Annotated in this window: 19 protein-coding genes; 8 read left to right on the forward strand and 11 right to left on the reverse strand. The window is 50.3% G+C overall.

Annotated elements, in window-relative coordinates; all coding sequences use genetic code 11:
* Positions 1–297 precede the first annotated feature (297 nt).
* The gene (locus tag FJM74_RS13180) at positions 298–1,365 is read right to left on the reverse strand and encodes a Gfo/Idh/MocA family oxidoreductase (RefSeq protein ID WP_187263079.1); all 1,068 of its coding nucleotides are present in this window, start codon (positions 1,363–1,365) and stop codon (positions 298–300) included.
* A gap of 264 nt (positions 1,366–1,629) precedes the next feature.
* Here FJM74_RS13180 and FJM74_RS13185 point away from each other — a divergent pair, with 264 nt between their 5' ends.
* Together FJM74_RS13185 and FJM74_RS13190 are read left to right on the forward strand one after the other, a co-directional pair.
* Complete coding sequence (locus FJM74_RS13185; protein ID WP_187263080.1) at positions 1,630–2,088, forward strand: hypothetical protein; 459 nt, start codon at positions 1,630–1,632, stop codon at positions 2,086–2,088.
* 81 nt (positions 2,089–2,169) lie between these two features.
* Positions 2,170–2,370 carry a YwbE family protein gene (locus FJM74_RS13190; RefSeq protein WP_187263081.1) on the forward strand — a complete coding sequence of 67 codons (201 nt, stop codon included), beginning with the start codon at positions 2,170–2,172 and terminating at the stop codon, positions 2,368–2,370.
* Between the two features lie 206 nt (positions 2,371–2,576).
* Here the strand turns inward: FJM74_RS13190 and radC are convergent, their stop codons facing one another.
* A complete protein-coding gene (gene radC / locus FJM74_RS13195) occupies positions 2,577–3,302 on the reverse strand; it encodes a RadC family protein (protein WP_187263082.1) in 726 nt (241 codons plus the stop codon).
* A 163-nt stretch (positions 3,303–3,465) separates the two neighbouring features.
* Between radC and FJM74_RS13200 the strand changes: the two genes are divergently transcribed.
* The 4 genes from FJM74_RS13200 to uvsE all read left to right on the forward strand — a co-directional run bounded on the left by FJM74_RS13200 (position 3,466) and on the right by uvsE (position 7,536).
* The gene (locus FJM74_RS13200) at positions 3,466–4,689 is read left to right on the forward strand and encodes a metallophosphoesterase (protein WP_241739134.1); all 1,224 of its coding nucleotides are present in this window, start codon (positions 3,466–3,468) and stop codon (positions 4,687–4,689) included.
* 337 nt (positions 4,690–5,026) lie between these two features.
* Entirely contained in the window at positions 5,027–5,728 is a 702-nt protein-coding gene (locus tag FJM74_RS13205) for a hypothetical protein (protein ID WP_187263084.1), read from the forward strand.
* Positions 5,729–5,933: 205 nt separating this feature from the next.
* Positions 5,934–6,581, forward strand: coding sequence for a carboxypeptidase-like regulatory domain-containing protein (locus FJM74_RS13210; protein ID WP_187263085.1), 648 nt, complete (start codon positions 5,934–5,936; stop codon positions 6,579–6,581).
* Positions 6,582–6,645: 64 nt separating this feature from the next.
* Positions 6,646–7,536, forward strand: coding sequence for a UV DNA damage repair endonuclease UvsE (gene uvsE / locus FJM74_RS13215; RefSeq protein WP_187263086.1), 891 nt, complete (start codon positions 6,646–6,648; stop codon positions 7,534–7,536).
* Here the strand turns inward: uvsE and FJM74_RS13220 are convergent.
* Complete coding sequence (locus tag FJM74_RS13220) at positions 7,531–8,028, reverse strand: DUF4112 domain-containing protein (RefSeq protein ID WP_187263087.1); 498 nt, start codon at positions 8,026–8,028, stop codon at positions 7,531–7,533. The two genes, uvsE and FJM74_RS13220, sit on opposite strands and share 6 nt — an antisense overlap.
* An 87-nt stretch (positions 8,029–8,115) precedes the next feature.
* Positions 8,116–8,430, reverse strand: a complete 315-nt coding sequence (locus FJM74_RS13225) for a hypothetical protein (RefSeq protein ID WP_241739136.1) — start codon at positions 8,428–8,430, stop codon at positions 8,116–8,118.
* Positions 8,431–8,972: 542 nt separating this feature from the next.
* Here FJM74_RS13225 and FJM74_RS13230 point away from each other — a divergent pair.
* Together FJM74_RS13230 and FJM74_RS13235 are read left to right on the forward strand one after the other, a co-directional pair.
* Entirely contained in the window at positions 8,973–9,797 is an 825-nt protein-coding gene (locus tag FJM74_RS13230) for a sialate O-acetylesterase (protein ID WP_187263088.1), read from the forward strand.
* 178 nt (positions 9,798–9,975) lie between these two features.
* A complete protein-coding gene (locus FJM74_RS13235) occupies positions 9,976–10,839 on the forward strand; it encodes a polysaccharide deacetylase family protein (RefSeq protein WP_206684041.1) in 864 nt (287 codons plus the stop codon).
* A 315-nt stretch (positions 10,840–11,154) separates the two neighbouring features.
* Here the strand turns inward: FJM74_RS13235 and FJM74_RS13240 are convergent, their stop codons facing one another.
* The 7 genes from FJM74_RS13240 to FJM74_RS13270 all read right to left on the reverse strand — a co-directional run bounded on the left by FJM74_RS13240 (position 11,155) and on the right by FJM74_RS13270 (position 26,438).
* Complete coding sequence (locus FJM74_RS13240) at positions 11,155–12,906, reverse strand: RagB/SusD family nutrient uptake outer membrane protein (RefSeq protein ID WP_187263090.1); 1,752 nt, start codon at positions 12,904–12,906, stop codon at positions 11,155–11,157.
* Between the two features lie 18 nt (positions 12,907–12,924).
* Positions 12,925–16,125 carry a SusC/RagA family TonB-linked outer membrane protein gene (locus FJM74_RS13245; RefSeq protein ID WP_187263091.1) on the reverse strand — a complete coding sequence of 1,067 codons (3,201 nt, stop codon included), beginning with the start codon at positions 16,123–16,125 and terminating at the stop codon, positions 12,925–12,927.
* A 33-nt stretch (positions 16,126–16,158) separates the two neighbouring features.
* Positions 16,159–17,592: a fasciclin domain-containing protein gene (locus FJM74_RS13250; RefSeq protein WP_187263092.1), complete on the reverse strand. Its 1,434-nt coding sequence runs from the start codon at positions 17,590–17,592 to the stop codon at positions 16,159–16,161.
* Positions 17,593–17,665: 73 nt separating this feature from the next.
* The gene (locus tag FJM74_RS13255; protein WP_187263093.1) at positions 17,666–19,435 is read right to left on the reverse strand and encodes a fasciclin domain-containing protein; all 1,770 of its coding nucleotides are present in this window, start codon (positions 19,433–19,435) and stop codon (positions 17,666–17,668) included.
* Between the two features lie 31 nt (positions 19,436–19,466).
* The gene (locus FJM74_RS13260) at positions 19,467–20,945 is read right to left on the reverse strand and encodes a RagB/SusD family nutrient uptake outer membrane protein (protein WP_187263094.1); all 1,479 of its coding nucleotides are present in this window, start codon (positions 20,943–20,945) and stop codon (positions 19,467–19,469) included.
* 18 nt (positions 20,946–20,963) lie between these two features.
* On the reverse strand, positions 20,964–24,239 hold the full coding sequence (locus FJM74_RS13265) for a SusC/RagA family TonB-linked outer membrane protein (protein WP_187263095.1): 3,276 nt from the start codon (positions 24,237–24,239) through the stop codon (positions 20,964–20,966).
* 6 nt (positions 24,240–24,245) lie between these two features.
* Positions 24,246–26,438, reverse strand: a complete 2,193-nt coding sequence (locus tag FJM74_RS13270; protein WP_187263096.1) for a fasciclin domain-containing protein — start codon at positions 26,436–26,438, stop codon at positions 24,246–24,248.
* Positions 26,439–26,634 lie beyond the last annotated feature (196 nt).

Consider the following 26,634-nt stretch of genomic DNA (forward strand, 5'->3'; position numbering starts at 1 on the left):
GCGTAGTTTCCGACTACGCCCTTTTTATTATGGTTAATCTGTGACTAACCTCGCTGCCAGAGCAGCGAAAAAACTGTGATACCAGAAATAATCTTAGAACATTAGCAAAGCGTAATTTTGCTTCACAGAAGCAAAGGTAGTCTGAGACTACCAGACATAAAATGGGCGTAGTCGGAAACTACGCCCAGCGGTTTTTTTAAGCCTGCTCTGATAACTCATTTCCAAATCTTCAAATCTTCAAATTGAGAAATCAACAATTTAGCAATCTAACAATTAAGCAATCAGCAACCATCCTATTTACTCAAACGTCACCGTCCGCTGCTCCTGGCTGCTTTTTATGGCGAGTTCTATCACGCGGATGATGTTGCGGGCCTGCTCCGGCTTTACCTCCAGCTCCTCCTCTCCTATCAGCGCATTATAGAGGTTCTGGAAGTAGCCTTTGTAGTGGCCTTGCTCGCTCTCAATTTTTCCGACCAGGTGCATGCCCTTGTAGTCAGTGTTGAGGCGGCCCCACAGTTCCTCCGGCTCTTTGCCCCACTCCTCGTCGGGTTTGTCGGTGGGTAAGATGCCTGCCACCAGGGTTTCTTCCTGCACATCGAGTCCGAACTTCAGGAAGGAGCCCTGGTCGCCGAGCAGGGTGTAGCGTGGCCCGGCCTCGCGCACCAGCATGCCCGCCCGCAGGGTAACCCGCAGCGCCGGGTACTGCAGCACCAGCCTGAAATTATCGATTACCCTACCGCCTTCACGCTGTATTCTGAGGTCGCAGGAAAGCTCCTTTGGCAGCCCGAACAGGCAAAGGGCCTGGTCTATCAGGTGCGAGCCCAGGTCGTAGAGCATGCCGGAGCCGGGCAGGTCCTCCTCTTTCCAGGTGTTAGGCTTCAGGAAGTTCCGGAAGCGGTCGAAATGCGCCTCGTACTCCACCAGGTTGCCCAGCAGGCCGCTTTCGATCACTTTCCTCACGGTTTTAAAATCGCTGTCCCAGCGGCGGTTCTGGAAGGCGGTGAGTGTTCTTTGCCGGTCCTTTGCCAGCTGTATCAGTTCATCGGCCTCTGCGGTGGTGGTGGTAAAAGGCTTCTCGACCACCACATGCTTGCCTGCCAGCAAGGCTTCCTTTGCCAGCTCAAAATGCGTGTAGCTGGAGGAGGCCACAATCACCAGGTCTATGCTTTCGTCCTGGAAAATGTCGTTTACGTGCCCCACAATCTGCGCCTGCGGGTACCTGGCCCTGGCTATTTGAATGTTCTCCTCGCTTGTGGATCGTATTTTTTTCAGCACAAAACCTTCTACCAGCGTCAGGAAGGGGGCCTGAAAAACTCTGCCCGATAGTCCGAAACCTATCAGGCCGACATTAAATATTCTCTTCATAGTAATTTTTTCCTGCTCATTGAACTTTCTGCTTTGCATCCTGCTTCTAAATATATAAAAATATTATATAAACAGTGAAGATAAGGCGCTCAGGAATACCCGGCAGCACTGCCAGGTATTCCTGAGCGCCTTTCTCTCTTACCTGCCACCTGGTTTACTTTTTCCTGACAGGAGGCAGCATAGTGTTTGAAGTAAGAGAAAACAACCTGACGTTGAAAATTAAAAAGTATTAATTTAACTTGGACAACCCGTAAAGAACTTTAAATGATGAAGTTGCCAGCCCTCTGCACCCTGTTTTGCCTCCTGCTCCTTTTGTCTTCTCAACAGCTCTTCGCCTTACCGCCCGACGACGACCTGATCGAAATCACAAACAAACGGGGTGAGCTACAGATCTGCAACGGCGACCTGGGAGACATTTTCAGAAAGTACGCTACAGCAACCGCATCAGAAAACATTTATTTCGAAGAACTTCAGATTCTGAAGGCCGACAAGGCTTATTTTCTGCTGGCAAAAGAACAGAACAGCACCAACGCCTATGCCTTCTCCTTATATCGGCACAAAGGTGCGCTTGTGCTCGACACAACGGCAGGCATAAAAGTAACAGCAAAAGGAGAAGCAGCCCTCAGGGCCGCCATACTGCACGGAGACCAGCAGGCGAGCTATCTTAAAATTGTTACCGCCAGAAATAACATGCCAGCCGCTTCAGAAACCAACACGCACTAACGTTGCTTTGTGCTGTAGCCTGGCTGATAAAATGTACCTTTGCTCTTCAAGCATCACGTAAAACACGCTAAAACCCTACCTATGAACGGAACCAGAAGAGCAGACATAAAACCGGGCTTGTTTGTAGCCATCGTTATGAAGCAGGACCAGCGCACCGGCGACCTGACCGAAGGCTACGTAAAAGACATCCTCACCAACTCGCCCACACACCCACACGGCATAAAAGTGCGCCTGGAAACAGGTGAGGTAGGCCGCGTAAAGGAAATCCTGGAGGAGGACTGATTTTAAGTTAAGAGTTAAGAGGGATTGCAGCAGGAGCAGAAACAGCAGAGGCTCCGGAGGGCTGTTTTTATTCAAATAATCTGATTTTTCCTGATAAGCCTCAAAAGCCACACCTAACTACCTGGCTTAAACTTCAAATTATATTCTTTATCCAAACCAGCAACAATTTAACAATTCAGCAGTCTACCCATTCAGCCATTTAACGATCACAGAATTCCTTCATCGGCGAAGCTGTAGTAGTCGTTGTCGGTGAAGATGATGTGGTCGAGGATGGGCAGGTCCAACAGTGTACCGGCCTCTTTCATTTTTTTGGTGAGCGCAATATCGGCGGCACTAGGCTTCAGGTTGCCCGATGGGTGGTTGTGCACCAGAATAACGGAGCTGGCCAGCTGCTCCAGCGCCTTTTTGAAAATAATTTTCGGGTCGGCCACTGTACCGGCTACTCCTCCTGTACTGATCGCTTCTTTTCGCATTACAATGTTGGCGCGGTTCAGCAAGATAATCCAGAACTCTTCGTGGGGCAGGTCGAGCAGCTGCGGCTTTATGTAGTTGTAAATGTCGGTGGAGCAGGTAATCCGGGTTTTGGCAGTTGCCTGCGTTTCCTTTCGCCTGCGGCCCAGCTCCAGGGCGCTCACAATGGCAATGGCCTTTGCCTCTCCTATGCCTTTGTGTTTTTTGAGGTCGTTTACTGATAATTTTGCCAGCTCGTTCAGGTCGTTGTTGACGGCAGCCAGTATCAGTTTGGCGACATCTACGGCAGTGAGTTTAGGGGTGCCGGAGCCGATCAGGATGGCGATCAGTTCGGCATCGCTCAGGGCAGCCTTGCCTTTGAGCAGCAGCTTTTCGCGGGGCCTGTCTTCTTCGGCCCAGCCTTTTATGTTGAGCGATGGCTGGTAAAGTGAATTATCTGATGTATCAACACGTTCTTCCATATTCGGTACACATTTTGATCATAGAGGTATAGCATTTTTACCTGCTGTATGGTAACATAGGCAGCAAGTAATGCTAATATTGTAAACAATAACCTTTACCAACGATTTAGAAATAGCCAGGGTTTATATTTAATTGGCTATCAACACACATACTATGCAACGCATGTTCTCATTAGGAATAATCTTTTTAATTCTGTTTTTAGTTGATCTGTACGTTTTTCAGGCTGTAAAAACGGTCTCGCAGGCACTTACGCCTACAACCCAGAAAATTCTGTACATACTTTACTGGTCTGTTTTCGCCATCACTATCACCACCATTCTGCTGGCCACCAACACCAGCCGCTCCGGTGTAAGCCCAGGCAAAATGTACCTGGCCAGCACCCTGTTCGGAATATTTGCTTCTAAGTTAGTCGTGATTCTCTTCCTGTTTACCGACGATGCCATACGAATCGGAAAAATTGTCTGGAACACTTCCAGCAGCGACACGCCTTTTGATGCCTCCCGAAATAAATTTCTGAGCCAGATGGGTTTGGTGATGGCTGCGCTTCCGTTCTCTGCCTTTGTGTATGGCATGGTAAAAGGTGCCTACGACTACAGGGTAAAGCGGGTAACGCTAAAGTTCCCGAACCTGCCAAAAGCATTTGATGGTTACAAGATGCTGCAGATTTCAGATCTGCACGCCGGCAGTTTCGTCTCCACCGATCCGCTGAAGGAGGCGGTGCACCTTATAAATAAGCAGGAGGCTGATCTTGTGTTTTTCACGGGTGACCTGGTAAACAACGTGGCTACCGAACTGGAGGCTCACCTGGATACGCTGAAAAATATAAAGGCGAAATCCGGTGTGTTCTCGGTGCTGGGCAATCACGATTACGGCGACTACGTGCAGTGGGAGAGCAATGAAATAAAGCAGCGCAACCTGCAAACGCTGATTTCGGCGCAAGGCCAAATGGGTTGGCAAGTGCTCCTGAACGAAAACCGCCTGATAGAGAAAGACGGCCAACAGATAGCCATACTCGGCGTAGAGAACTGGGGCAACAGAGCTGGCTTCCCGAAATACGGCGACCTGGACAAGGCTTACCGGGGCACGGAACATATTCCCTTTAAGGTACTCCTCTCCCACGACCCATCGCACTGGGATGGCCAGGTTAACGAAGCCTTCCACGACATAGACCTGACCTTATCGGGCCATACCCATGGCATGCAATTTGGCGTGAATATTCCGGGATGGAAGTGGAGCCCGGTGCAATATGTGTACAAGCAGTGGGCAGGCCTCTACCAGAGAGGCCGCCAGTACCTGTACGTGAATACCGGCCTTGGCTTTCTGGGCTATCCGGGCCGTGTGGGTTTTCTGCCCGAGATCACCGTGTTTGAACTTAAGAGTGCCTGATTTTTTTAATTATTCAGGAGCAGAGGCAGCCAGGGAGCTGCCTCTTTTATTTAGCAAAAGTACAATTTACATAAAAGAACCTTTACTTTATAAAACAATACTCAGCACTGTTACGACCTCAAAAGCCAGCTTCCAAAAGGAAGATATAATACATATAAAATACTTAATAAAAGGCAAACATCTTAACATAATTATAAATGCCTGCCTCTTATTTTAACAACCACTCTTAAACCTATCAGGCAGAACGTCGTAAAAATCAACAGCAGCACAAATTAAATTATTGCAATTTATTTAATATTGTTGCTTTACTTTATTTGTTAAGAAAACACGTACCACTATGAAAAAGACATTGTATTCTATCTTCTTCGTGAGTTCCATACTCTTCGCCACTTCCTGTACCGAAGACAGAGGAACATCTACCGAAGTAGCAGATGCTAACGATAACGAGTATGTAGACCCGAACCATTTGGGAGGCCTTGAAGACGAAGGCCTGAGCAGCACAGAAAGCATGAGCAGCACGGGAGGCATGGATGCCGACACCGACATGACCCACCAGAATCGTTCGCAGGAGATAGCCGAAAAAATGGCCTCCGACCTAAAACTTGATGTAGCGACACAAGACCGCGTAGCTTCCATTTTCTATGAACGCGACAAAATGCTGAGCGATATTGATGGCTCCTACAATGTAAGCGAAACCAACCGAATGGGCGGCCAGGCTGGAACCGAAGCTGAGAATGACCTGGATGCCACTTCTACAGAGGCGATGAGAGACAACACAGCTACTGGCATGGCAGCCGAAAGCGAGACCATGCATGAAAACAATGCCGAGCTTACCGAAATGCGAAGCACCATTATTGAAGATGCTGACAAAGACCTGAGAGGAGTTTTAACAGAGGAGCAATTCAAGAAATTTGAACAAAACCGCTCCAAGTATGATCATGTATCAAATACTGTAGAAACGTCTGACAACAGCAAGCTGAACCCAGACAAGCATAATAACAACAACCCAAATAAAACAGACGTGAAACCTAGAAATTAAACAGTTTCATTCTACTTTTTCTAGCAGAAAGCCTGCAGCTACTATTGCTGCAGGCTTTCTCTGCTTATCTGGCTTATGCGGCAGGGCAGGAGAATTGCTAGGCAAAAGCCCGAATAGTTTAGAGACGAGATACTTTTTTGCTATTTTTGGCGTATTAAATCCATGTAAATTGTTGCATTGGCTGGCAGGCTTATTTAGAACATACATGCTCCGACACCCTTTACATTATTTGTTTTGCATCGTTTTGCTGCTGGGCAGCTTAAGCGTGTCTGCGCAAAAGAGCGTACGGGTAAGCGGCACTATCCTGCAGCCGGACAAGAGCACCCCTATTCCGGGTGCCAGCATACAGCGGGTAGGCTACACGACTGGCGTTGTTACTGACGAAGCGGGCGCCTTCCTGATCGATATTCAGACGCAGGACACGCTCCTGATACGGGCCATCGGCTATAAATCGATTCTGTACCTGCCCCGCAACCTGCCTGTTTCGGAGCTACGGGTTACCATTGTGATGCAGGAAGACAGCGTGATGCTGGGGGAGGTGGAAGTAACTAACCGCCCCTCGCAGGAGATGATTGAGCGGGCTATCCGAAACATGAAGCGCCCCGACCCTAATTTTGTCAAAAACCCATCCTATAAACCTCCGGTAGATATACCGCCGCCGCCACCAGCCGCCGCGCCTTCTATAGACAGCCCAATCTCTATGTTATATGAGATGTTCTCTAAAGAAGGCAAGGAGCGCGCTAAACTGCAGGAGATGCTCATGCAGCTGGAGATGGAGCGGATTTTCCGGGAGGCTCAAAAAGAAAGAGAAGAGTACAACAAACTGTTTAAGGATAATACAGGCTTCCAATAACTTGTGCTTATACCAAAACATTGTGGTTTGCCGTAAGGTTAAGGGTTTAGCAACATGAATCCTTATGAAGATTGGTTACCCCTGTATTAACGAAAGCCTCGACTGCACCTCATCCAGAACCTTCCGGCTTGCCTCCTACTCCGAGGAGCGGCTCATAGCCATTGTGGAGCAGAACCTGGCCTGCCTGCGGCGCATCCTGGAGTACAATGTAGCACATGGCCTGCTGTTTTTCCGGCTTAGTTCCGGGCTGGTGCCTTTTGCCTCTCATGCCATAAACACCTACAACTGGCAGGAGCACTTCCGGATGACCTTCCGCCGGCTGGGAGAGTATATCAAAAGCCATAACATGCGCATCTCCATGCACCCCGACCAGTTTGTGGTGCTGAACTCCCCGAACGAGCAAACCGTGCGCAACAGCATAGCCGAGCTGGTATACCAGGGCAGCGTGCTGGATCTGATGGGGTTGAATATGACCGCTAAGCTACAGATACACGGAGGCGGGGCTTATGGCGACAAACCTTCGGCTATGGACCGTTTTGCAGACGTTTACCACAACCAGTTGCCAGATGCCGTTAAAGCCCGCCTGTGTGTAGAGAACGACGACCGCACCTACAGCCTGCAGGACTGCCTGGTGCTGCACGAACTAACCGGCATGCCCGTCATCTTCGATAATTTTCATCACGAGTGCCTGGGAAACGGCGAACCTATGGCCGAAGCCGTGCAGATGGCCGCCAGCACCTGGCAGCAAAAAGATGGCCTCCTGATGATGGACTATAGCTCTCAGGCACCCGGCGAACGCAGAGGCAAGCACGTGCAACAAATAGAAGAGCAGCTTTTCCACGATTTCCTGACAGATACCGAAGGCCTGGACATGGACCTGATGCTGGAGATAAAAGACAAAGAAGCCAGCGCCCTGAAAGCACTGGAAATTGCGAAATCGCTGGGCAGGCTATAAGTAGCCTGCCAGCAGTTGGTAAAACCAGCTTATGAGTTGCCACATGAGCCAGATCATAAGCATTATCAGCACAAGCACTGCCACCAGCACGCCCAGCACAATGCCTTTGCCACTGCCCTGGTACTTACCTTGCTCGTAGTGGTTGCGCAGCATTTGTACGTTGCGCTCATTGGCCTTGTAAGCAAAATCGAAGATGTTGCCTAGGATGGGGATACTGCCAATTATAGCATCCATGGCGCTGTTGAGCAGCATCAGGGTCACCAGTTTGCCGCTGGCACCATGCCGGGCCATGGTCATGATCAGCATAGCCGATACCGCAAAAGAGGCAATGTCTCCTACCCCTGGAAAAAGACCTAACAGCGGGTCAAGGCCAAATCGCCAGTCCGTGCCGGGGAAGCGGAACTGATTGTCCATGATTTTGGTAATGCCATCTACCCACTTCAGCTTTTCGGTATGCGGTGTGCGGGTATATCTTGTATTGAGCTCAGCCATATGCGCTTATACGGGCAACAGCAGCTAAAAGCTTCCGGGACCTTAAAAAGGTAAGTCTTATGGAGCTTAATTTTTAAGTAAAGCGGGTTACCACTTCTTGCCTTTCGATTTGCCCGGATGCTTTTTAGAGTTGCCGGGTCCTTTCTTTTTTGGATGACCAACGGCCTGTTTCTTTGTGTGCCCCGGATTAGTTGTGTTGGGATGATGTGGGTTGTTGGGGTTTTTATACCAGCCTTTATGCAGGCCATTATCTTTTTTAATGCCTCCTACACGCGCATTTCTTCCGTCTTCCCGAATAATAACCCGGCCCGAGCTCCCCGGTTGCTTCTTCGAGGACGAACAGGAGGCAATGGCCATACCCATCAGCAGCAGAAACAGACTTTTAAATACAAAATATCTCATATAGTACATATTAATGATACCATGGCAGCGGTTAAATATCGTGCCAGATTATTAGAAACCTGTCAGGTTACAGCAACTATTGCAACTATGGGCAGTATCTTATCTTTCTGGAATTCGAAGTGGTAAAAGCCCAGGAAACAGAACCCAGGTACCAGGACGCTCACCAGTTTCACCCTTCTGTTGAAACTGAAAAATATAGCCCTGGACGCGGCAATTATGGCCACAGCCTACAAGAACAGCCCCTGTAACGCTGTGTAGCCAAACCTTGGCCTATACCATTCCAACACACAAACATTATTATTTCGGGACTTCAACAAAGAACCGGTGTTTTAAAAACTATGCCCTGAATCAGGCATCCGGCGTTAAAACATAAATTGGCAAAACTACGTAATATGCCTGACACTATATATAGCAAAGAATTATTTACGTTATAACTACCTGAAGCTGTTTAAAATACTATAATATCCATCTTAGGCTTTGCGTTTCCTGCACAAGCAAATATATTACTTTAATCACCATCCCTACTTAACCCTCACTTCAAAATGAACCGTTTTTTCATTTACCAGCTGCTCCTGCCATTAAATCTCTGCCTATTTATTTCCTGTAAAGATGACACCTCCGGGCCTGGCGAACAGGTGGATGTGCATATTATTATGGGACAGTCTAACAGCCTGGGAGTGGCACATGCCTATCAGTTACCCAAAGAGCTGCGCGAGCCGCAGGACAGCTGCTATATTTTTAACAGAGCGAGCGGCAGGTTCGAGGTAATTACAGCAGGCGTTAATACCCAGTCGGAAGAAGGCATGTTCGGGCCAGTTGTAACGGCGGCAAAGCTGCTGAAAGAGCATCAGCAAAAGGAAGTCTATTTTGTGGTGGTTGGCTTTGGCAATTCGCAGCTTTTTAACTCCGGATCCAAAGAGATTCAGGATTGGCACCCGGCGTCGAAAGAGTTGCTTCCGCAGGCGAAAAGCGAAATCGAGCGGGCACGCAAAGCACTTGTAAAGATGGGCAAGGCACCGCAGTTTAAGTCGGTGAGCTGGTGGCAGGGCGAGGCCGACGCCACTTACTCGGAAAAGGCGGAGGTGTACGGTGAGAACGAAACCGCCTTTTTCGCCACGCTGGACCAGGTGGCCTATTTAGCCGACTCCAAACGCATCATTTTCAAGGTGTTTGAAGACGTGGACAGCATGCCGCACGGGCGCGCCGTAAACACAGCCAAAGCCAGACGCGCCTCCTCCGATGCCCGCACCATCAAACTGATCGAAACCAAAAACTACGACCGTATTCCGCAAGACAGGCTTCATGCCACAGCCAAGGGGCAGCAACAGGCGGGCGCTGATTTGTTTAACGTGATCAAAAACCTGTAAGTACACGGACAGATGCAGAGCAAGAAGAGATGGAATTATTTGAATAAAAACTGCCCTCCGGAGATGTTACTGCTGCTGTTGCACCTGCCTGCCGCTTCAGAATATTTTACCTGCCTGACCGGAAAGGCCTGGAAAGAATAGATATATGGCATGCGCCGAGTTGCGAACCTGACCGTTGATGAGCATGAGAATTACCCTTGCTGCCCTTGTTGTAAGCTTTGTGCTGCTGTGCTCCTCCTCCTGCCGCCATCAGGAAGAAAAAACGCAGCAAACTGTACCTGAGCCTGCAACCAGCCTGACCGACACGACTACGGATACAAGTCCGGCCCCTGCCCCAGCCGATGCTACCACCATGCTGGCCAGGAAACAGGTGCCCATCCTGTGCTACCACCAGATCAGAGACTGGCAACCCTCCGACTCAAAAGCAGCTAAAACATACATTGTACCCACTGCCCAGTTTCAGGAGCAGCTCCAGATGCTAGCCGACAGTGGTTACCAGACCATCCTGCCCGACCAACTGCTCGCCTACCTCACAACCGGCGCTCCACTCCCGCCCAGGCCGATCATGCTCACCTTCGACGACACCAACCTGAGCCAGTACACCATCGCCGCTCCTGAAATGCAGAAGCACGGGTTTAAGGGCGTCTTCTTTATCATGACAGTATCGCTGGGCAGGCCACGCTACATGAGCCGGCCACAGGTAAAGGAGCTGGCAGATGCCGGGCACGTAATCGGCTCCCACACCTGGGACCACCAGAACGTAAAGAAATACCAGGAGCAGGATTGGATAACGCAGGTAGAAAAGCCTACCCGGCAACTGGAGGAAATTACAGGCGGCCAGATTAAGTACTTCGCCTATCCGTTCGGGCTTTGGAACGAGGCCGCCATCCCGGAACTTAAAAGCAGGGGCATGGCAGGAGCCTTTCAGCTGGCTGCGAAGCAAGATGAGCAGGACCCGCTTTACACGATCAGGCGCATTATAGCAAGCGGCTACTGGAGTCCCCGCTCCTTACACCAAAGCCTGGTGAACAGCTTTGAGTAGCTTTTAGCCAAAGGCAGTACAGGCAAATTATTCCAATAAAAAAGCCCCTCCCGAAGTTTATGCTGCTGCTGTTGCGAGCCTGCAGCTCGCAACAGCAGCAGCATTTCACGCCTCATCTTCAAATCTTAACATTATAAAATCAACACATTAACCCGTTAGCACATTAGCCAGCAAATTATTCTAATCAAATTGGCCCTCCAGCAACATTTTTGCTGCTGAAGCTGCAAGGAGCGTGCTGCCATGATAAACGCAGAAAAGCTGCCCTTGCGGAGCAGCTTCTCTAACTTATTAACCACTAAAACCCAAAATGCTTTCTTAAAAATTGTCCCAACGGAAAGGCAGGAACCAATTGTCTTTGTTCATGAGTTTGGCGCGCGCGTTGGCCGCCTCGGGGTTGCCTTCTTTCAGGAGCTTTTGGTACACCCTGTCGGCCAGGTATGCCGGGTCATTTCTTCTGAGGGCTATCCGCACCAGGTCCTGCCAGCGGTTTCCTTCGTAGGCCAGCTCCAGTGCTGCCTCCTCTATCACTTTGTCTTCCATATAATTCCTGAAGGCAACCTCGTCCTTAAGCGGCTTTCCGGGAGCTTCCATATCGAAGAAATCAACAGAATCTATGGTGGTGGGCTTTACGCTCACCCTGTTGCGCAAGCCCAGGTTGCGGTGGTGTTTGCCTCTGTGCCGTGGCGCGTCAATTTTACGGGCATCCAGGTCATATGGGAAAGGCAAAAATGTGGCCTGTTTCTCAACGCCTGGGTTGCTATTGTTATAGGTGCTCCTGATACCGTCGTTCATAAAGGCATAGGCAATTTTATCGTGCCCCTCGCGGTTGGCTGCCTCAGAGTATCTTAAGTGCATGAGCGAAGCTCTGTACAAAAACCACTTGCCATTTTTCTCAAGCGCATTCGCGGCCAGCCCGGTAGTAGGATTCAGGTAGTTGTAGAGAAACTTCATGATAACGGGCTCCCCTCCTATCATTTTGTAGGTGTTGTTCTCCCCTCTGAAATCGAAAGGCGTATCGTTCTTCTGGTCCTGGGCCTGCCACTTCTCTATGGCCAGGTTCGAGGGCTTTACCAGGTAGCGGCCACCCGTTTTGGAGAACAGGTCCACGAAAGGGTTCTGCGGCTGAAAGTCCTTGTCGAAAAACATTGTCCAGATCCACTCTGCCTGAAACTCCCTGTCCTGCGGCGAGCGTGTCAGGAAGGTTTGCCAGGCTGAGGCAGTAACGGCATCGTTGTCGGTGCCACTGGAGCCCATGTAGGTATTGAAATATACGTATCCTGCTCCTTCACCTTGTGGCGTGGTGGTCTCCAGCACATTTTTATAGGCCCTGGCAGCCAGGTTATAGTCGTTGTTGAAGAGGTAGAGGTCGCCCAACAGGCAGTTCTTGTTCACGAACATCATCTTGGTAGGGTAACCATCTATCTGCGTGTTGAGGCTGCTGGCTTCGGGATAAGGATTCTTATACGGGATGGCCTCCATTTCGCGGATCAGCTGCGGCACCAGGTCCTGCAGCTTCATGCGCGGGAATTTCGCGGCATCCTTCAGGTCGTCTATGCTCACAATTGGTTCTGTTACGTACGGGATCTCACCAAAATGCAGCCCCAGCTGAAAGTACAGCCAGCTTCTGAGCGCCATTACGTCTGAATAGCGCTGATCAAACTCCGCCCTGGAAATGGCATTCCTGTCGACCATTCCCTGCAGGTTCTTCAGCACGTCGTTGCAGTTCAGGATAACGCTGTAAAACGGCTTCGGATTGGCATACGGGTTATCGGCCGACACATTATGGGCCCCAATCTGCCGCAGGTGCACATCGGCATTGTACGTAACGCTCATCAGGTCGGCCCTGAGTTCGTTGAGCACCTCATACTGGCTGGCAACGGAGAGCAACTGGCCGTAAATACCTGTTACAGCGGCATCAGCATCGTAAATATCCTGGTAATTATTTTTATGTTCGATGGCATTTTTTGGATCAACATCAAAGGTCTCCTTGCAGGAAGATACTGCACCTGCCATACCAAGCGCCAGCGCGATGATCTGTACAGATGATTTAAGCTTTAATTTCTTCATTTTTATCAGGAATAAAAATTATAAACCAATACGAACTCCGAACTGGATTGACTTGTACAAAGGCTCCAGCCCTACATCAATTCCCTGACCGATGGGGCTTCTGGAGGCGCTAAACTCGGGGTCGTAACCGATATAATTGGTGCTTGTAAACAGGTTGTTGGCGGTGGCATACACAGAGCTACTCTTCACAAATCCCTGCTTCAGCGGCAGATCGTAGGTAATGGCGAGCGTTCTTAAGCGGATAAATGAGCCATCTTCTATCCAGCGGTCGGAGAAGCGGGCATTACCCATCGGGTCGCCGTAAGCTGCTCGCGGCATGGTGGTGTTCTGCCCGTCGAACTGCCATCTGTTCTCTGTAGAGGCAAGCTGGTTATTCGTAGAGCTCATCGACTCCAGGTTGGCTCTTACACCGTTGTAGATATCGTTTCCACTTCTGAAAGAGAAGATGGCGCTCACCGAGAACCGCTTCCAGGACACCGAGCTGCTCAGGCTCCCGAAGAAATCAGGGTTCGAATTGCCGATCACGGTTCTGTCGCGCTCATCTATGATGCCGTTTCCATCCAGGTCCGCGAACCGCACGTCTCCTCCTTTAAAAGGAACAAGTGTGCCATCGGGCAGCTGCGTTTTCAGGTTTGCCTCGGCTGCCTGCTGCTCGGTAGTAAATATGCCGTTGGTTTTGTAGCCATAAAACTGGTTGGCCGGCTTGCCTACTTCCGTCAGGATGGTAGCTCCCGCAAATTCGGTGAGTTTGCTGTTGCCCGGAATACTGGTGATCTCGTTTCGGTAGGTAGACAGGTTCAGGCCCAGGTCCAGCTTCACGGCTCTGTTCAGCACCCTGGTATACAGCCCCAGGTCTATGCCCTGGTTTTTCATGCTTCCGTTGTTGGTCAGGATGTAATCGAAACCGGTGGCAGCAAAAACAGGCTCGTACACCAGCATGTCGGTGGTCTTGTTGTCATACACATCCACAGTCATGGAAAGGCGCTCCTTAAACAGAGCTACATCCAGGCCAAGGTTTGTTTTGGTGTTGGTTTCCCAGCGTATTTGCGGGTTGGCCAGGTTACCACGAACAGTACCCTGCGCACCCAGCAGGTTCTGCGACACGTAGTACTGCCGCCCGGTATAGTTGCCGATGTCGTCGTTACCGGTCAGGCCGTAGCTGGCACGCAGTTTCAGGAGGTCTACAAAATCCACACCGCCCATAAAGTTTTCGGAAGATATCAACCAGCCGGCAGCCACAGATGGCATCACCGCGTATTTGTTGCCGTTGATAGTTAACGCATCCGGAATCTCACGTCCGAACCTGGAAGAACCGTCAACAGACAAGTTCAGGCTCAGCAGGTATTTGCTCAGGAAGCTGTAATTAACAGAAGAGTACATGTTCAGCCAGCGGGCCTCGCCTATGTCGCCGGCCATGCGGCGCAAGGTGTTGGCCCCCATGCCTACGGTCGTAAAATCGTCGGTAGGCGAGTTGAAACCATAGGCCCTGTCTTCCTCGCTGGTTAAGTTGTTGAACCTGAAACCTGCCGTGGCCACCAGGCTATGCTCTCCTGCCCAGGATCTGTTATAGGAGTAGTAGGTGTCGTTGTAAATAGAATTGTAGCGTTGCACCCTGTTACCGAGCCGGCTGTAGGCTATAGCATTATCCAGTTCTTCGGGCGTAACCCCAAGGCGGGGAATAAAAATGTTCTCTCTTACCTTATCGAAGGACAAGCCTATAAGGGAGCTCAGGGTGCTGTATTTGGAGAAAGCATAGTTGAGTTTGGCTGAACCGAAAAAGCGGTAGTTCTGATCCTGCGCCTGCACATTCTCGATTAACGACACCGGGTTGCTGCGCCCGAAAATATCCGTATCGGCCAGGTTAGGCGATTCGATCCCCTGGTCGGTTACCTGCCGGATCCGCAGAAAAGGAGCCTTAACCAGGGCGGCCATAATCGGGTTGGTGCTGAAATGCAGGCCCTGGTTGCTCAGGTTCTGCTCGTTGGAGGTAAAAGAAAGGCTGGTATTGGCTGTGAGCCTGGGGCTCAGGTTCATATCAGCATTGAACCGGGTGCTGTAGCGTTTCAGGTTGCTTTCTTTTATCACGCTGTTGTTTTCCAGGTAGCCTACCGATAGAGCATAGCGGGCAATGTTGTCGCCGCCGGTTACTTTCAGGTAGTAGTTCTGGTTAATGCTGTTGCCGAGCACTTTGTCCTGCCAGTTGGTATCGGAGTGGTAGCGGGCATACTCTGGGTTGTTCGGGTCGTCGTTCATGTAAGGCTGTGCCTGCAGTTGCGCGTCCGTCATCCCACCTGTCCGCAACACATCCGACAGATACAGCCTGTAGCTGCTGCTGTTCATCACCGGCAGGTTCTTTGGCGCCACATTCACGCCACCGTAAGCCGCAAAATCAATTTTAGTCGCAAGTTCCTTGGCATGGGCGGTGGTAATCAGAATAACACCATTCGCTCCTTTTGTGCCGTAGAGCGAAGCGCCATCTTTAATAACCGTAATATTGTCTATATCCTTGATATCGATATTGGATAAAGGATTAACAAGATGCTCGGAAATAAGCGAGCTACCATAAGATTCGTAGTCATAGATCATACCGTCTACCACTACCAAAGGCCGGTTGCTGCCATTTAAAGACGAGAAGCCACGCAGGAACATTTCTGCTCCCTGCCCCGGCGTTCCGGACCTGCGCACCACGTCCATACCCATCAGCTGGCCCTGCAGGTAATTGTCAGGCAGCTCCATGGCACGATTCCAGCTGTTGTTCGGATTTACTGCACTAACGGCATACGGCACCTGGCTTTTAGAAATGGCACCACCGGGCATCATAACAGACTCATAGGCCGTTGCAAATCCTTTCTGGTGCAGTGCCAGCGACACTTCCTGCTTTCCTTTCAGCGCTATTTCCTTGTTCTGGTAGTCCTGGCTCGAGAGCAGCAGCGTTACTTTATAAGAAGGCACATCTATAGAAAACGTTCCTTTCTCATCGGTAATAGCAGCAGAATATTCAGGAATACTCACCTTAACTCCTGGTAATGGCTCACCTGAAACGGCATCGGTAATAGTTCCGGTTACTTTAAGTCCGGTATAATTTTTATTTGTTTGAACCGTAACGGCATCTGCACCCGCGTCTCTGTTAGCCGGGTCTTCCTGGGCCAGTGCCGGCACCGAGAAGCTTACCAACGTGAGGAGCATCATGGTCTTTATTGTTCTGGTAAATATCTGCATATTGTTCAGGATGTAAAAAATAAAATCGAATCGTTAAGGAAGCTGCGGCACAAGTCTGAAGTAGTCTACATTGATAGAGTTTATCTGATCCACGCCATTATCTGCTCCCACTATGTAAATATTTAAGTCACCCAGGTTGTCTACCGTAAACTCGCCTACATACACTTCCTCAAAGTTTTTGAGCGGCACGTCTGTCTCCGGAAAGGCCTCTGAGGCAGGGTCATTCACGGCGAAGCGTTGTTTAAATGGCAGCGTCTGTACATCGTTCGGAGCTACCCAATACACTTTGTAGGTCGTGCTGTACACATCAGGCAAATGGTAGCGCACATGGAAGCGGTTTACTTTGTGGTTGAACACATACAGGTCGTTAAACAGCTCCTGCGTTTCGGGGTTTCTTCTGATTCTGTAGGCGATGTTATTCGTCTTATCGGTGCGGCTGAAGCCGGCAGGCGTTTCACCTTCTACACGCACGGGCAGTATTTTATCCTCGATCTTAACATCAGCAGCGCTCATCACATATACAATGCCGTTGCTGGTATAGTGATGGCTGATGATAGCGCCTTTGTCCATGGGTATTTTCACGCCATCTTCAGAGAGCAAAAACTCCGGCAGGTTATCAGGAGTGTGTAGTCCTTTTATGGCCAGGTCTTTCAGTACATATACAGAGGCAAATCTTTCCTCTTCTTCCGGTGTGGCGCCTTTGGTAAAAGGTCTGAATTTCTCCCGTTCTGCATCCAGAGCCGCATCAGCAAGCAGAATAAAGGTGTATTCCTGCTCCTCGTTTCGGAGGTCACCGGTTTTATCGAAAAGGTAGTTTCTGGGCACCAATCCGGTACCGGGTTTGTAGATCGGCTTGCCGGTTAGCGGATCTACACCGGTCTGCTCCGCCTTCGACGGATCTAAAACTGTATAATTCAGCCCCTGGATGTACTCTTTCTGTTTGTAGGAGGTCGACTGCAGAAACTCCCACACATTCTGCCTTGGCAGTACGGCCTTGTTCACAACATGCAGCACACCATTGCCCACAAACTGGTTAGCAGCCTGGATTTCCGCATCTTCGAGCCGGGTGCTATAGAATTTCACAAACTTGCCGTTGAGTGCTTGCAGGCGCAGCTCCGGAGCAGGCATGTTGGTATAGTAAGCCTGGTGCACAATATGGTTCCCCACAAAAGCGCTCAGGCTCGCGCTATCGTTTACGATGGCTGCATCCAGTCCCTGGAGTGCCTGGTTAGTTGGAGCCCACACCGTGTATTTTTTAGACGAAGCAATAACCTGGTCGTAGCCTGTGCGCTGCAGGTAGGTACTGAAAGTACTCAAATCCGGGTTGCTATCTATTTTTTCGAGCAGAGTCACCCCCATGGCAGGATCCGTGATCTGGGTATAGTCTTCCAGCCTGTCTTTACAACCCGATAAATGAAGCGTAACAGCACCAAATAAAACAAGCAAAAGTTTAAATCTACTATTCATTTTGTTCCGGTTTTGCAGCTGCCGCCTTAGCTTCCTCTGGCGTAAGCATAGGCGGCAACTATTGTTTTAATGATTAAGGCTTAGGAACAATTGTTCCGTCGGGGTTGAATTTAGGCCACAGCTGGTCTTCGTTTTCCGGGATAAAGTGGATCATGTCGAACTGCACGTCACCGCTGCCTTCCCATACCGCATCCATGCGTAGCGTATGCCGGTCGGTTTGCTCCACATCTATGGTTCCTGCCAACAAGGCGTAGTTTTGGCCACCGTGGTATTCAATAAAGAGTTCAGGATTGTTATAGAAAGGAACACGGTATTCAGGCTCCGGTCTTCCGCCGAAAGGCGATTTGATGCCCAGTGCCTCAAGCGATTCCGGGGTTACCCCTTCCGGATAGGTATAGGTATCACCTACCAGCCTCATGCCGGCTAATTGCTCGTTAAATTTAAGTATCCGTGGCAGCGGCTTGCCGTTAAACGAAATCTGCACACCGCCACCACCTTTCCGACGGATAAAGGAGATCCACACTTTGTACTTTCCTTTTACCAGCAGCGGCGTTTTAAACTCAATCCAGCCGTTGCCATTTACATTTGTTCTTAAGGCCGGAAAGAAAAGGTAGTCGTTATGGTACACATAAAACTGGCGGGCCTGTGGTGCCACAATATACTGCACATCGCCCATCTCCCAGTTCACATCCTGCAGGTCGCCAGGCTTGTATTTCGGGCTGTTGCCTTTTCTGTAGTTGGCCAGCTTGGTAATTTCCGGCTGGTCTGTCACTTCCCAGTAAATCGGGATCGGGAACCTGATCTTGATTTTATACGGGTCCTTCATCACGTGCAGCACCCCGTTGGCGGCCGTTACATCGCTTCCTTCTCTTTTGATCTCAGCACCTGGCTCCCGCACCCCGTTAAAGGTGTCCTCGTTTACCAGAATGGTAGTGCCGTTGAGCTTGGTGGTAATCACATCCTGTGGCGACAGGGTCGTATGAGAAGCAGCCTTTACCACATCGGGCAGGTATTTCAGGCCAGGCAGTATATGGTAGCCTATGTACAAGTGCAGACTGTCTTCTGGTGAGGCAGGATTGCCGGTGTTGGAATACCTTGATTTCAGGGCATCATAAGAATTGATGCCGGCAGCGCTCAGCACCTGGTTAGACTCCACCAGCACCGTATGAAAGAACTTACTGGAGTCTTCCTGGTCTTTTGGCAGAACGTTCAGGTAATCGTAGTAGCCGGTTTCTTTCAGCGCCTGACTAAAGATAGAAAAATCAGGGTTGGCACTTACCATTTCGGCCAATGTTTGCCTGGATGGCCGCAGCACGTTGTCGATCACGTGCACAATGCCATTCCCCAGCCGGATGTCGCCCTGCAGGAGCAAGGCCTGGCGGTTAATATAGTGGCGCGTGCTGCCCGCGGTATTCTGCGCCCCGGTAATAATATACTGGCCAAACATGGTAGGTGTGCGCAGCTTTCCATCGCTAAACTCTACAGAAGGAATGGTGTCGCGGATCAGGTGAAAGCGCACAAGGTCCTCCAGTTCAGCCACGCTAAAATCGTTAACCGACGACTTGCCTTCTGCCCTCAGATATGCATCGATGGCATCGTTGGTCGGCACAAAGCTGGTGTAGGTGCCGTAAGCAGCTAAAGACCCTTCTGCTTTTGTTATCGCCAGGATTTTAGAATACTGCGAAAACGACTCCGGGTGCTTGGCCAGATACTCTGTTATGTTTACATCTGAAGTTGTGTAAATATCGAATTCCTCTTTCTGGCAGGAAGTGGAGGTAACGATCAGCACCACCACTCCAACGAGTGCAGCTAACCAATTTCTGGTAAAAGTTTTATTTCCCATATCCTAAGAATTACTATTTGCGGTTATCTGGTTAGTTATAAAATGGGTTTTGCACCAGGCTCTTGTTCGTTTCCAGCTCGTAAAAATAAACCGGAAAGTAGTGGCTGTTATAGTCGCGGTACTTTACAATAGCCGACTGCTGCGTTTCGAGCGAGGCGGTGGTAGGAACAATATCCAGTAGTAGTCCCAGGTTCTCGTAGTTATTGCGCCGGGCGTTGCGCAGCAGGTCGTACCACCTTTTTCCTTCAAAGGCAAATTCTCTGGCTCTCTCAGCGAGTATATAATTGGCAATACCCAGTTTATCGTCCGGCTCCAATAGCTCTTCTGTTTCTGGCAGTGCGTTGGCACGCTCCCTGATTACCTGCACAATATCCAGTGCTGCCTGCCCCTGACCCAGTTGGTTCAGTGCCTCGGCTTTCATGAGCAGGATGTCGGCGTAGCGGTAGAAAATCCAATTGGCATCGGAGGCGGAAGATGCTCTGGCCGAACTGGAGTTGATGCCCTGGTATTTCCAGATGCTGTTATCGTTGAACTGTAGGGCAGCGCCGTTGCCCCTGATGTCTTTGTTGGTTGGGTCAATCTCGTCGGCGGTATAAATCTCTTCTCCTACCTTCAGCGCAGCTCTGAACCTGCGGTTGCTGGCAGCAAACAGGTTATAGAATGGGTTCTGTCGGTTCAGGTGGAAGTACAACTCAAATATGCTTTCGTTGGAGCCACCCTCATAAAATATGGTTGTAAACCAGGTGTTGTCTCCGGTTACCAGACCATAGCGTCCTGCGTTTATTACCTTATCGCACTCTGCCAGGCTGCTGTTATAGTCTTCGAGCCACAGATACACATCGGCCAGCATGGCATTAACGGCAAATTTTGTAATTCTGCCTTTGGTCTGGTCGTTGGTGCTGTAATTGGCTGGCAGGTACTGTTCGGCAGTTTTCAGGTCTTTTACGATCTGCTCGAACACCTCACGCTGCGAGCTTTTCGGTAGTCGCACCTCATCTTTGTCGGTAGAGGTCGCCTCCAGTTTCAGGGGTACGTCGCCGAAGCTGCGTGCCAGGTAAAAGTACATCAGCGACCTGAGGGCCAGCGCCTCGCCTATATAGGCGTTCAGCGCTTCCTGGGTAAAGGTCTTGTCTACTTCCAGCACACCGGGCGCAAACTCGATCACGGTGTTGCAGTCATTGATGGTGGTGTAGATAGCCGACCAGTCTGTGACATTATTGGTAGACTCGATGTTGACATTTACAATGTTGAAATAGGTTGCCGGAACCGCAGCAAGCTGAAGCATGTCGGCCCGAAGCTCTCCCCACAAAAACAGCTTCTCGGCCAGGGCCGGGTTAAGCATGGAGGCATAGCATCCGTTTATTGCTGCTGCCACCTGTTCCTTGGTTTGCCAGAACTCCTGCCGCACTACACCATCGCGGGGCTTCAGATCCAGGTACTTATCGCAGGAAGAAGTTGCAAAAAGGATAATGACCGACAGTATAAAAGTATAGGTTGTTCTTCTTGTCATCTTAGTAAAAATTTAATCTTAGAAGCCTACCGAAAGACCAAAAACAATATTTCTTGTGGGCGGTGTCATGGAGTTGTCTATTGCTACCCTGAAAGGATCAGTTCCTCTGGCCGATACCTCCGGGTCCTGACCGGTGTATTTGGTGAAGGTGAGAAGGTTCTCTGCTGTTACATACACACTCGCATTTTTCAGGTGTGCTTTGCTCAGCAAATCTTTGCCCAGTGCATAGCGTAAGGTAATAGCCCGCAACCTTACAAAAGAGGCATCCTCAACGTAGCGGTCAGAGCCAAGCCAGTTGTAGCCGGCACCGTAAAGTGCTCTTGGAATGTCGGTCTGGTCGCCTGGATTTCTCCATCTTCTGAGCACGGCGGTGCTTTGGTTATCGAAGCCGTACATGTTGGTGGTGTTCATTTTGGTGCCATTCACCAGTTGGTAACCAGTCCTGAAGTTGAAGAAAGCCGTCAGTTTCAGCCTGTTCTTGTAAGAGATGGTAGGGCCAAAGCCTCCGATAAACTTAGGGTTGCCGTTGCCCAGGTACACTACGTCCATGTGGTCTATGTTACCGTCTTTGTTGATGTCTTCGTACATGGCATCGCCGGGCTGGAACACATAGTCGAGGGTAGGGTAGCCGAAGCGCATGTAAACTGCCTGCCCATCAAGGCCCACAATCGGGTTGCCGTCTTTGTCTCTGGCCACTGTGGATTCGGCATCGGTGTAAACACCCTGATAGCGGAAGCCAAAGAAAGAGCCAAACGGCGTGTTCTCCTGCAGGAAGGTTCTGTAGCTGCCATTTTGCAAGGCATTTCCTTTTTCACGCGGATAGTACTCGGAGATTTCGCGGATAATGTTCACGTTGCGCGAGATGTTCAGGCTCAGGTCTACCGTCCAGTCCTTGGTTTTGATAGGTGTGCCACGCACATTGAACTCCCACCCCTGGTTATCCATGGTACCCACATTCATATTGATAGAGCTGTAGCCGGAGATGCCGGGCATTTTAAGATCCGGAAAGAACAGGTCGGTGGTACGCATGCGGTAAAAGTCCAGGTCCACATCAAACCGGTTGTTGAACAGGATCAGGTTCAGACCGGCATTGTGCCCAGTCACAGTTTCCCACTTCAGCGAAGAGAGCTCTATGTTCCGCGAGAAAACGGCTGGAGATCCCAGGTAATCATAGTCGTAGTTCCCGTAGATGTTATAGAAACTGTAGTCGTTTTTCGGAGCACGGCCGCTTTGCCCGTAGCTGGCGCGCAAGCTCAGGTCGTTCAGGAAGGTGAACTGCTGCATGAAATTCTCTCCTGAAACTCTCCAGCGGGTAGAGACGGACGGAAAGGCTGCATACCGGTTGGCAGGACCAAACTTAGAGTTACCGTCACCACGTAGCCCCACGTTTATGATATAGCGGTCGAGGTAACCATATTGAGCATTTATTACTCCGGCAACACTACGGCCCTGCGAAAACCCGGAACCTAAATTCTGAATGCGGGCATTTACAGAAGGATCTTGCAGATAAACAGAAGCAGAGTTAGAAGTAAGCTGCTGCATGCTGTTCACTTTATTATCGAAGGTCTGCAACGACACAACACCTGCAAAGCTATGATTCTCGCCTAATTTAGGCGAGTACACCAGGTTGGTTTTTGTCTGGATACCGAAGCGGTCCACATCCCCATCGAAGGCACGGTTCACTACAGTCTCGCTGATTGGCCTGCCGGTGGCTGACTGAGGCAAAAAGGTAGTGTTCTTGGTATTATCTATATCGAATTGCACATCGAAGGAGGCGGTAAGCAACTCCGGCTTTATGTCGTACTGCAGGTTAAATTTGGGCACCACCCGCTCATTTACCACCTTATTAACGCCCATGTTCAGCATAGCCAGCGGGTTATAGGTTCTTGAGTATTGCCCCTGAATGTTCTCCATAGGAGAAAGGTAAAGCCCTGTGTTATTTCCCCGCAGATCGTATTCGTAAATACTCATGTTTGGCATGCGGTCGTAGGCAACGCTCCTTGGGTTTGGGAGGCCACTCACGCTTGAGGTATAGTCTCGGTCGGTATCGGTATGCGTGTAGGCAATATCTGTTCTGAAGCGCAGCCTGCTCGACACATCGTAGTCCAGGTTAATTCTGGTAGATATCCTGTTCAGGCCGGTTCCCAACATCGTACCCATTTCATCCAGATACCCCACTGAGGCATAGTACCGGGCTTTCTCGCCACCACCCGACAAAGAAACCACATGGTCCTGCTTGTAACCAATGCGGGTTACCTCGTCGATCCAGTTGGTGTTGTGGCCATAGTTGTAATAGTAGTAAGGGTCGCTGGGGTCGTACTGGAATTCCTTTACAGTCTCTGTATTAAGGGGTGTGCCGTTGCGGTTCATAAAGGCCTCCGGAATCAGCATCGAGAACTGGTCGCCAGACAGCATCGGGATCGGGTCTGGCTGCTGCGACATGGTACCGCGGAAGGTGTAGGTTACAGCAGGCTTGCCTGTGCGGCCACGTTTGGTCGTGATCAACAGCACACCGTTCGATGCTCTGGAACCCCAAATGGCAGTGGCAGCCGCATCTTTCAGCACGGCAATTTCTGCGATGTCGGCAGGGGCTATGTTCAGAAGTGTGGCGTAGCCCTGGTCATCGGCGGTACCAAAGTTAAAGTCTGATGGGATCTCCGTTTCGAAAGGCATGCCGTCTACCACAATCAGCGGGTCGGATGAGCCATTGATGGTAGAGGTTCCCCTGATCCTGATCTGCATACCAGCGCCCGGGTCGCCGGAGTTGGCAGAAATATCTACGCCGGGGAGCCTGCCCTGAATGGCCTGGTCGATGGAGCTGGCAGAAAGTTCTTCAATTTCCCTGGAGTCTATCTTGGCCACACCCACCGTTGAGTTGCGTTCCTCTACCTGCAGCAGGCCGTTGCTGGATGTTTTGCGGGCGGTTACGACCACCTCCGTCAGTTCGTTGCTCGACGACTCCATCCTCACGTTCAGCACCGCTCTGCCGTTCAGCTTCTGCTCCACCTTCTTATAGCCGATATACGAGATAGAAACCCTGTTATTGGGGTTGGAGACTTTGAGCAGGAAGTTTCCATCCAGGTCGGTAGTGGCGCCGTTAATAATCCGGTTGTCGTCTGAGATCTCGGTCACGACAGCCCCGATAATAGGCTGGTTGTCTTTCCTGTCTGAAATTTTTCCTTTTACTATCGTCTGGGAAGCCGTGTTTTGCTGTGCGAAGGCCGCCATGTTCAGCAGCATCAGCATCACAAAAAACAATCCGAAACAAAAAGGATTCTGTAGTAATCTTCTCATAATCTATTATCTATCGAATTTCAAAAAGCCATTGAGTAAATGGATCACCGTGTTGTTTGACAAGCGGTTGCTGCTTTCAGTAACGACAGCGGCAGAGCTTCCCATCATGTCGCGCACCACCATGTTACCGGGGGTGTTGGTAATCTGTACTGTGGTAGGGTCACCGTTGTCTTTTTGCAGGAGCGTCAGGTAACCGCCTTCTTTTCTGCCGTCAGGCACCACGGTTCCTTTGTCGATGATATGGTACCGGATAAAGTTGATCACCTTGGCTACATCCTCTGTGGCAGTGGATGTGGGAGAGGCTGGCAGGAAGTCTGCTGCAATGGCGGCTTCAATGGCGTCGTTGTCGGGCACGAGCAGGGTGTAAGGCGAGCCGGCTGTGATGCCGAGGATGGCACCGGTGGCTTCTGTATAGATGCCTGTCTTACTCAGGTACTCGTAGAACCGCTTGTACCTGGAGTCGGGGGCTTCGGCCAGCTTTTTGAGGTGTATGCCTACTGCCTGTGTCGGTTCCCTCAGAAGCCGGTCGAGGTAGTAGACAGTGCCGTTGGCAGTGGTTTTCACATCTAATACATCCGCATGTACATCCTGCTCCATGTTTCCGGTGGAGTAGACGGTGTTATGGCTGTACTTGATGTATTCGCCATTGTAGGTCTCTATAATACCCCTGCTATTCTCTACATCCGAAAAATCAGTTAAGGCCACATGGGTGTTTATGATCCTGTTGAGTTTATCCCAGGCCGGTGTTCCGGTCAGGGTGGCTCCTCCGGCCGGCGGCGTGTATTCCCAGCGGTTGGCGTCGAGGTTGTAGCGGAAGCCTTCGAATTGCAGCACCTCATCAGACACCAGGAACAAGGTGAACTTAATGCCTGTGTTGATCAGGATGGGCTTCAGGGAGGTGGTCAGGGCCCGTGTCATCATCGAGAACTTAGGGTCGAGGTAGGCCTTGCCAAATACGGAGCTGAACACGTTGGCCTCCTGCACTTTGCTGGTGCCGTAAAACAGGCCGTTGCTCAGCACCTGCTTATCTACCACATCGGAGGCCGGGTTGAACAAGGCTCCCTGCCCGAAGCTGTTCTGGGTGCTGGCAAACTTGCTTGGCCACACCGTGTTGGTCCACATGTGGGCATTCAGGAAATCGTAGATGATCTCTTTCGGAAGGGCATCCAGCGTTTTGTAATGCTCCAGCAGCACGGTGTTCAGGTACGTGTCGAGGGCGGCATTGGTCGGCGCAAAGAAAGAGTACCCCCCCTGCTGGCCGTCGTTGTCCTCAAACTTCAGGTAGTTCTCGTTGTTTGGGGAGTACATTAAACCGGCATCATACACCTTCACATACACGTTGTTATAGACACCGGTAATCTCGCTGTTCTTGTCGGTAGCAGCAGCGTTAGACAAGTAAGACACCATGTATTTATCGAAGATCGCCTTGAACTTGCTGTATTGCTCCTGCGAGGCCATGTACTGGTCTATGTTGGGCAGCGGGGCGAGCACCTGGTCTATTTCGTGGATCACGCCATTCTCGGCCACCATGTCGCGGTTAATGACCTGTGCCCCGGCCACATTAAAGCCCGTAAAAGCAGTGTTTGGGTAGAAGTAGTTGTAATCGGCTGCGGTAAGCCCCTTGCCTGAGAAGTACCTGCTCAGGAAGTAAGGCACGTACTTGTTGTTGTTGTCGTTTACGTTATAGTAGTCGTCGCCAGACCTGTTGTTGCGGTTGGAGTTAATCACCAGCCGCTCCTGGCCGTTGATGGTCAGGGGCTGAACGCCTTCGTAAAAGGCCGTTCTGCGCTTAAAGGCCATACTGGGCTGCCAACCTATACTCGACTGGTAATCAGCCAGTTTTTCGGCATTAAAGGCATTGTATACCAGTGCGTACTTTACAATGCGTTCCGCAGTTTTGGCATCCATGCCCTCCACGCCGGCTATGCCATTGGCCTGGAAGTACTTCTCAAAGGCGTCGTCGTTTGGCGCAAAAATGGTCCAGTAGCCCGCCTTTCCCAGGATATCCTTATAACCTGCCTTATCGATACAAGCCAGGAAGTGCTTAAACTTACCCATCGCCTCCAACTCCTGGTAAATAGGGTCGGCCAGGCCGGCGGGACGTTCATAGAACTCTTTAAATTCTTTTTTCTCACAACCTGTTAGCACCAGCAGAACCAGCAAGAGGCTTAAAGAATTTTTTAATAAGCTAGACATCATCTTGTAAAAAATTTCGAATGAAAAATATGCATTAAACCTGTTGCCTCTGCTCTTGTTGGGCAGTGCCAGGGTTGGTAAAACTTATCAGGAGCCAGGTGTACTGCGCTTCTTCTTATCGGCTATCCACGTGGGAGTTGATATTGCTGGTGCGGCTTACATTTGCTCTGCCTGCGAACAAGTAAAGAAAGAGCATCCC

The sequence above is a fragment of the Pontibacter beigongshangensis genome (genome assembly GCF_014332515.1).
Taxonomy (GTDB): domain Bacteria; phylum Bacteroidota; class Bacteroidia; order Cytophagales; family Hymenobacteraceae; genus Pontibacter; species Pontibacter beigongshangensis.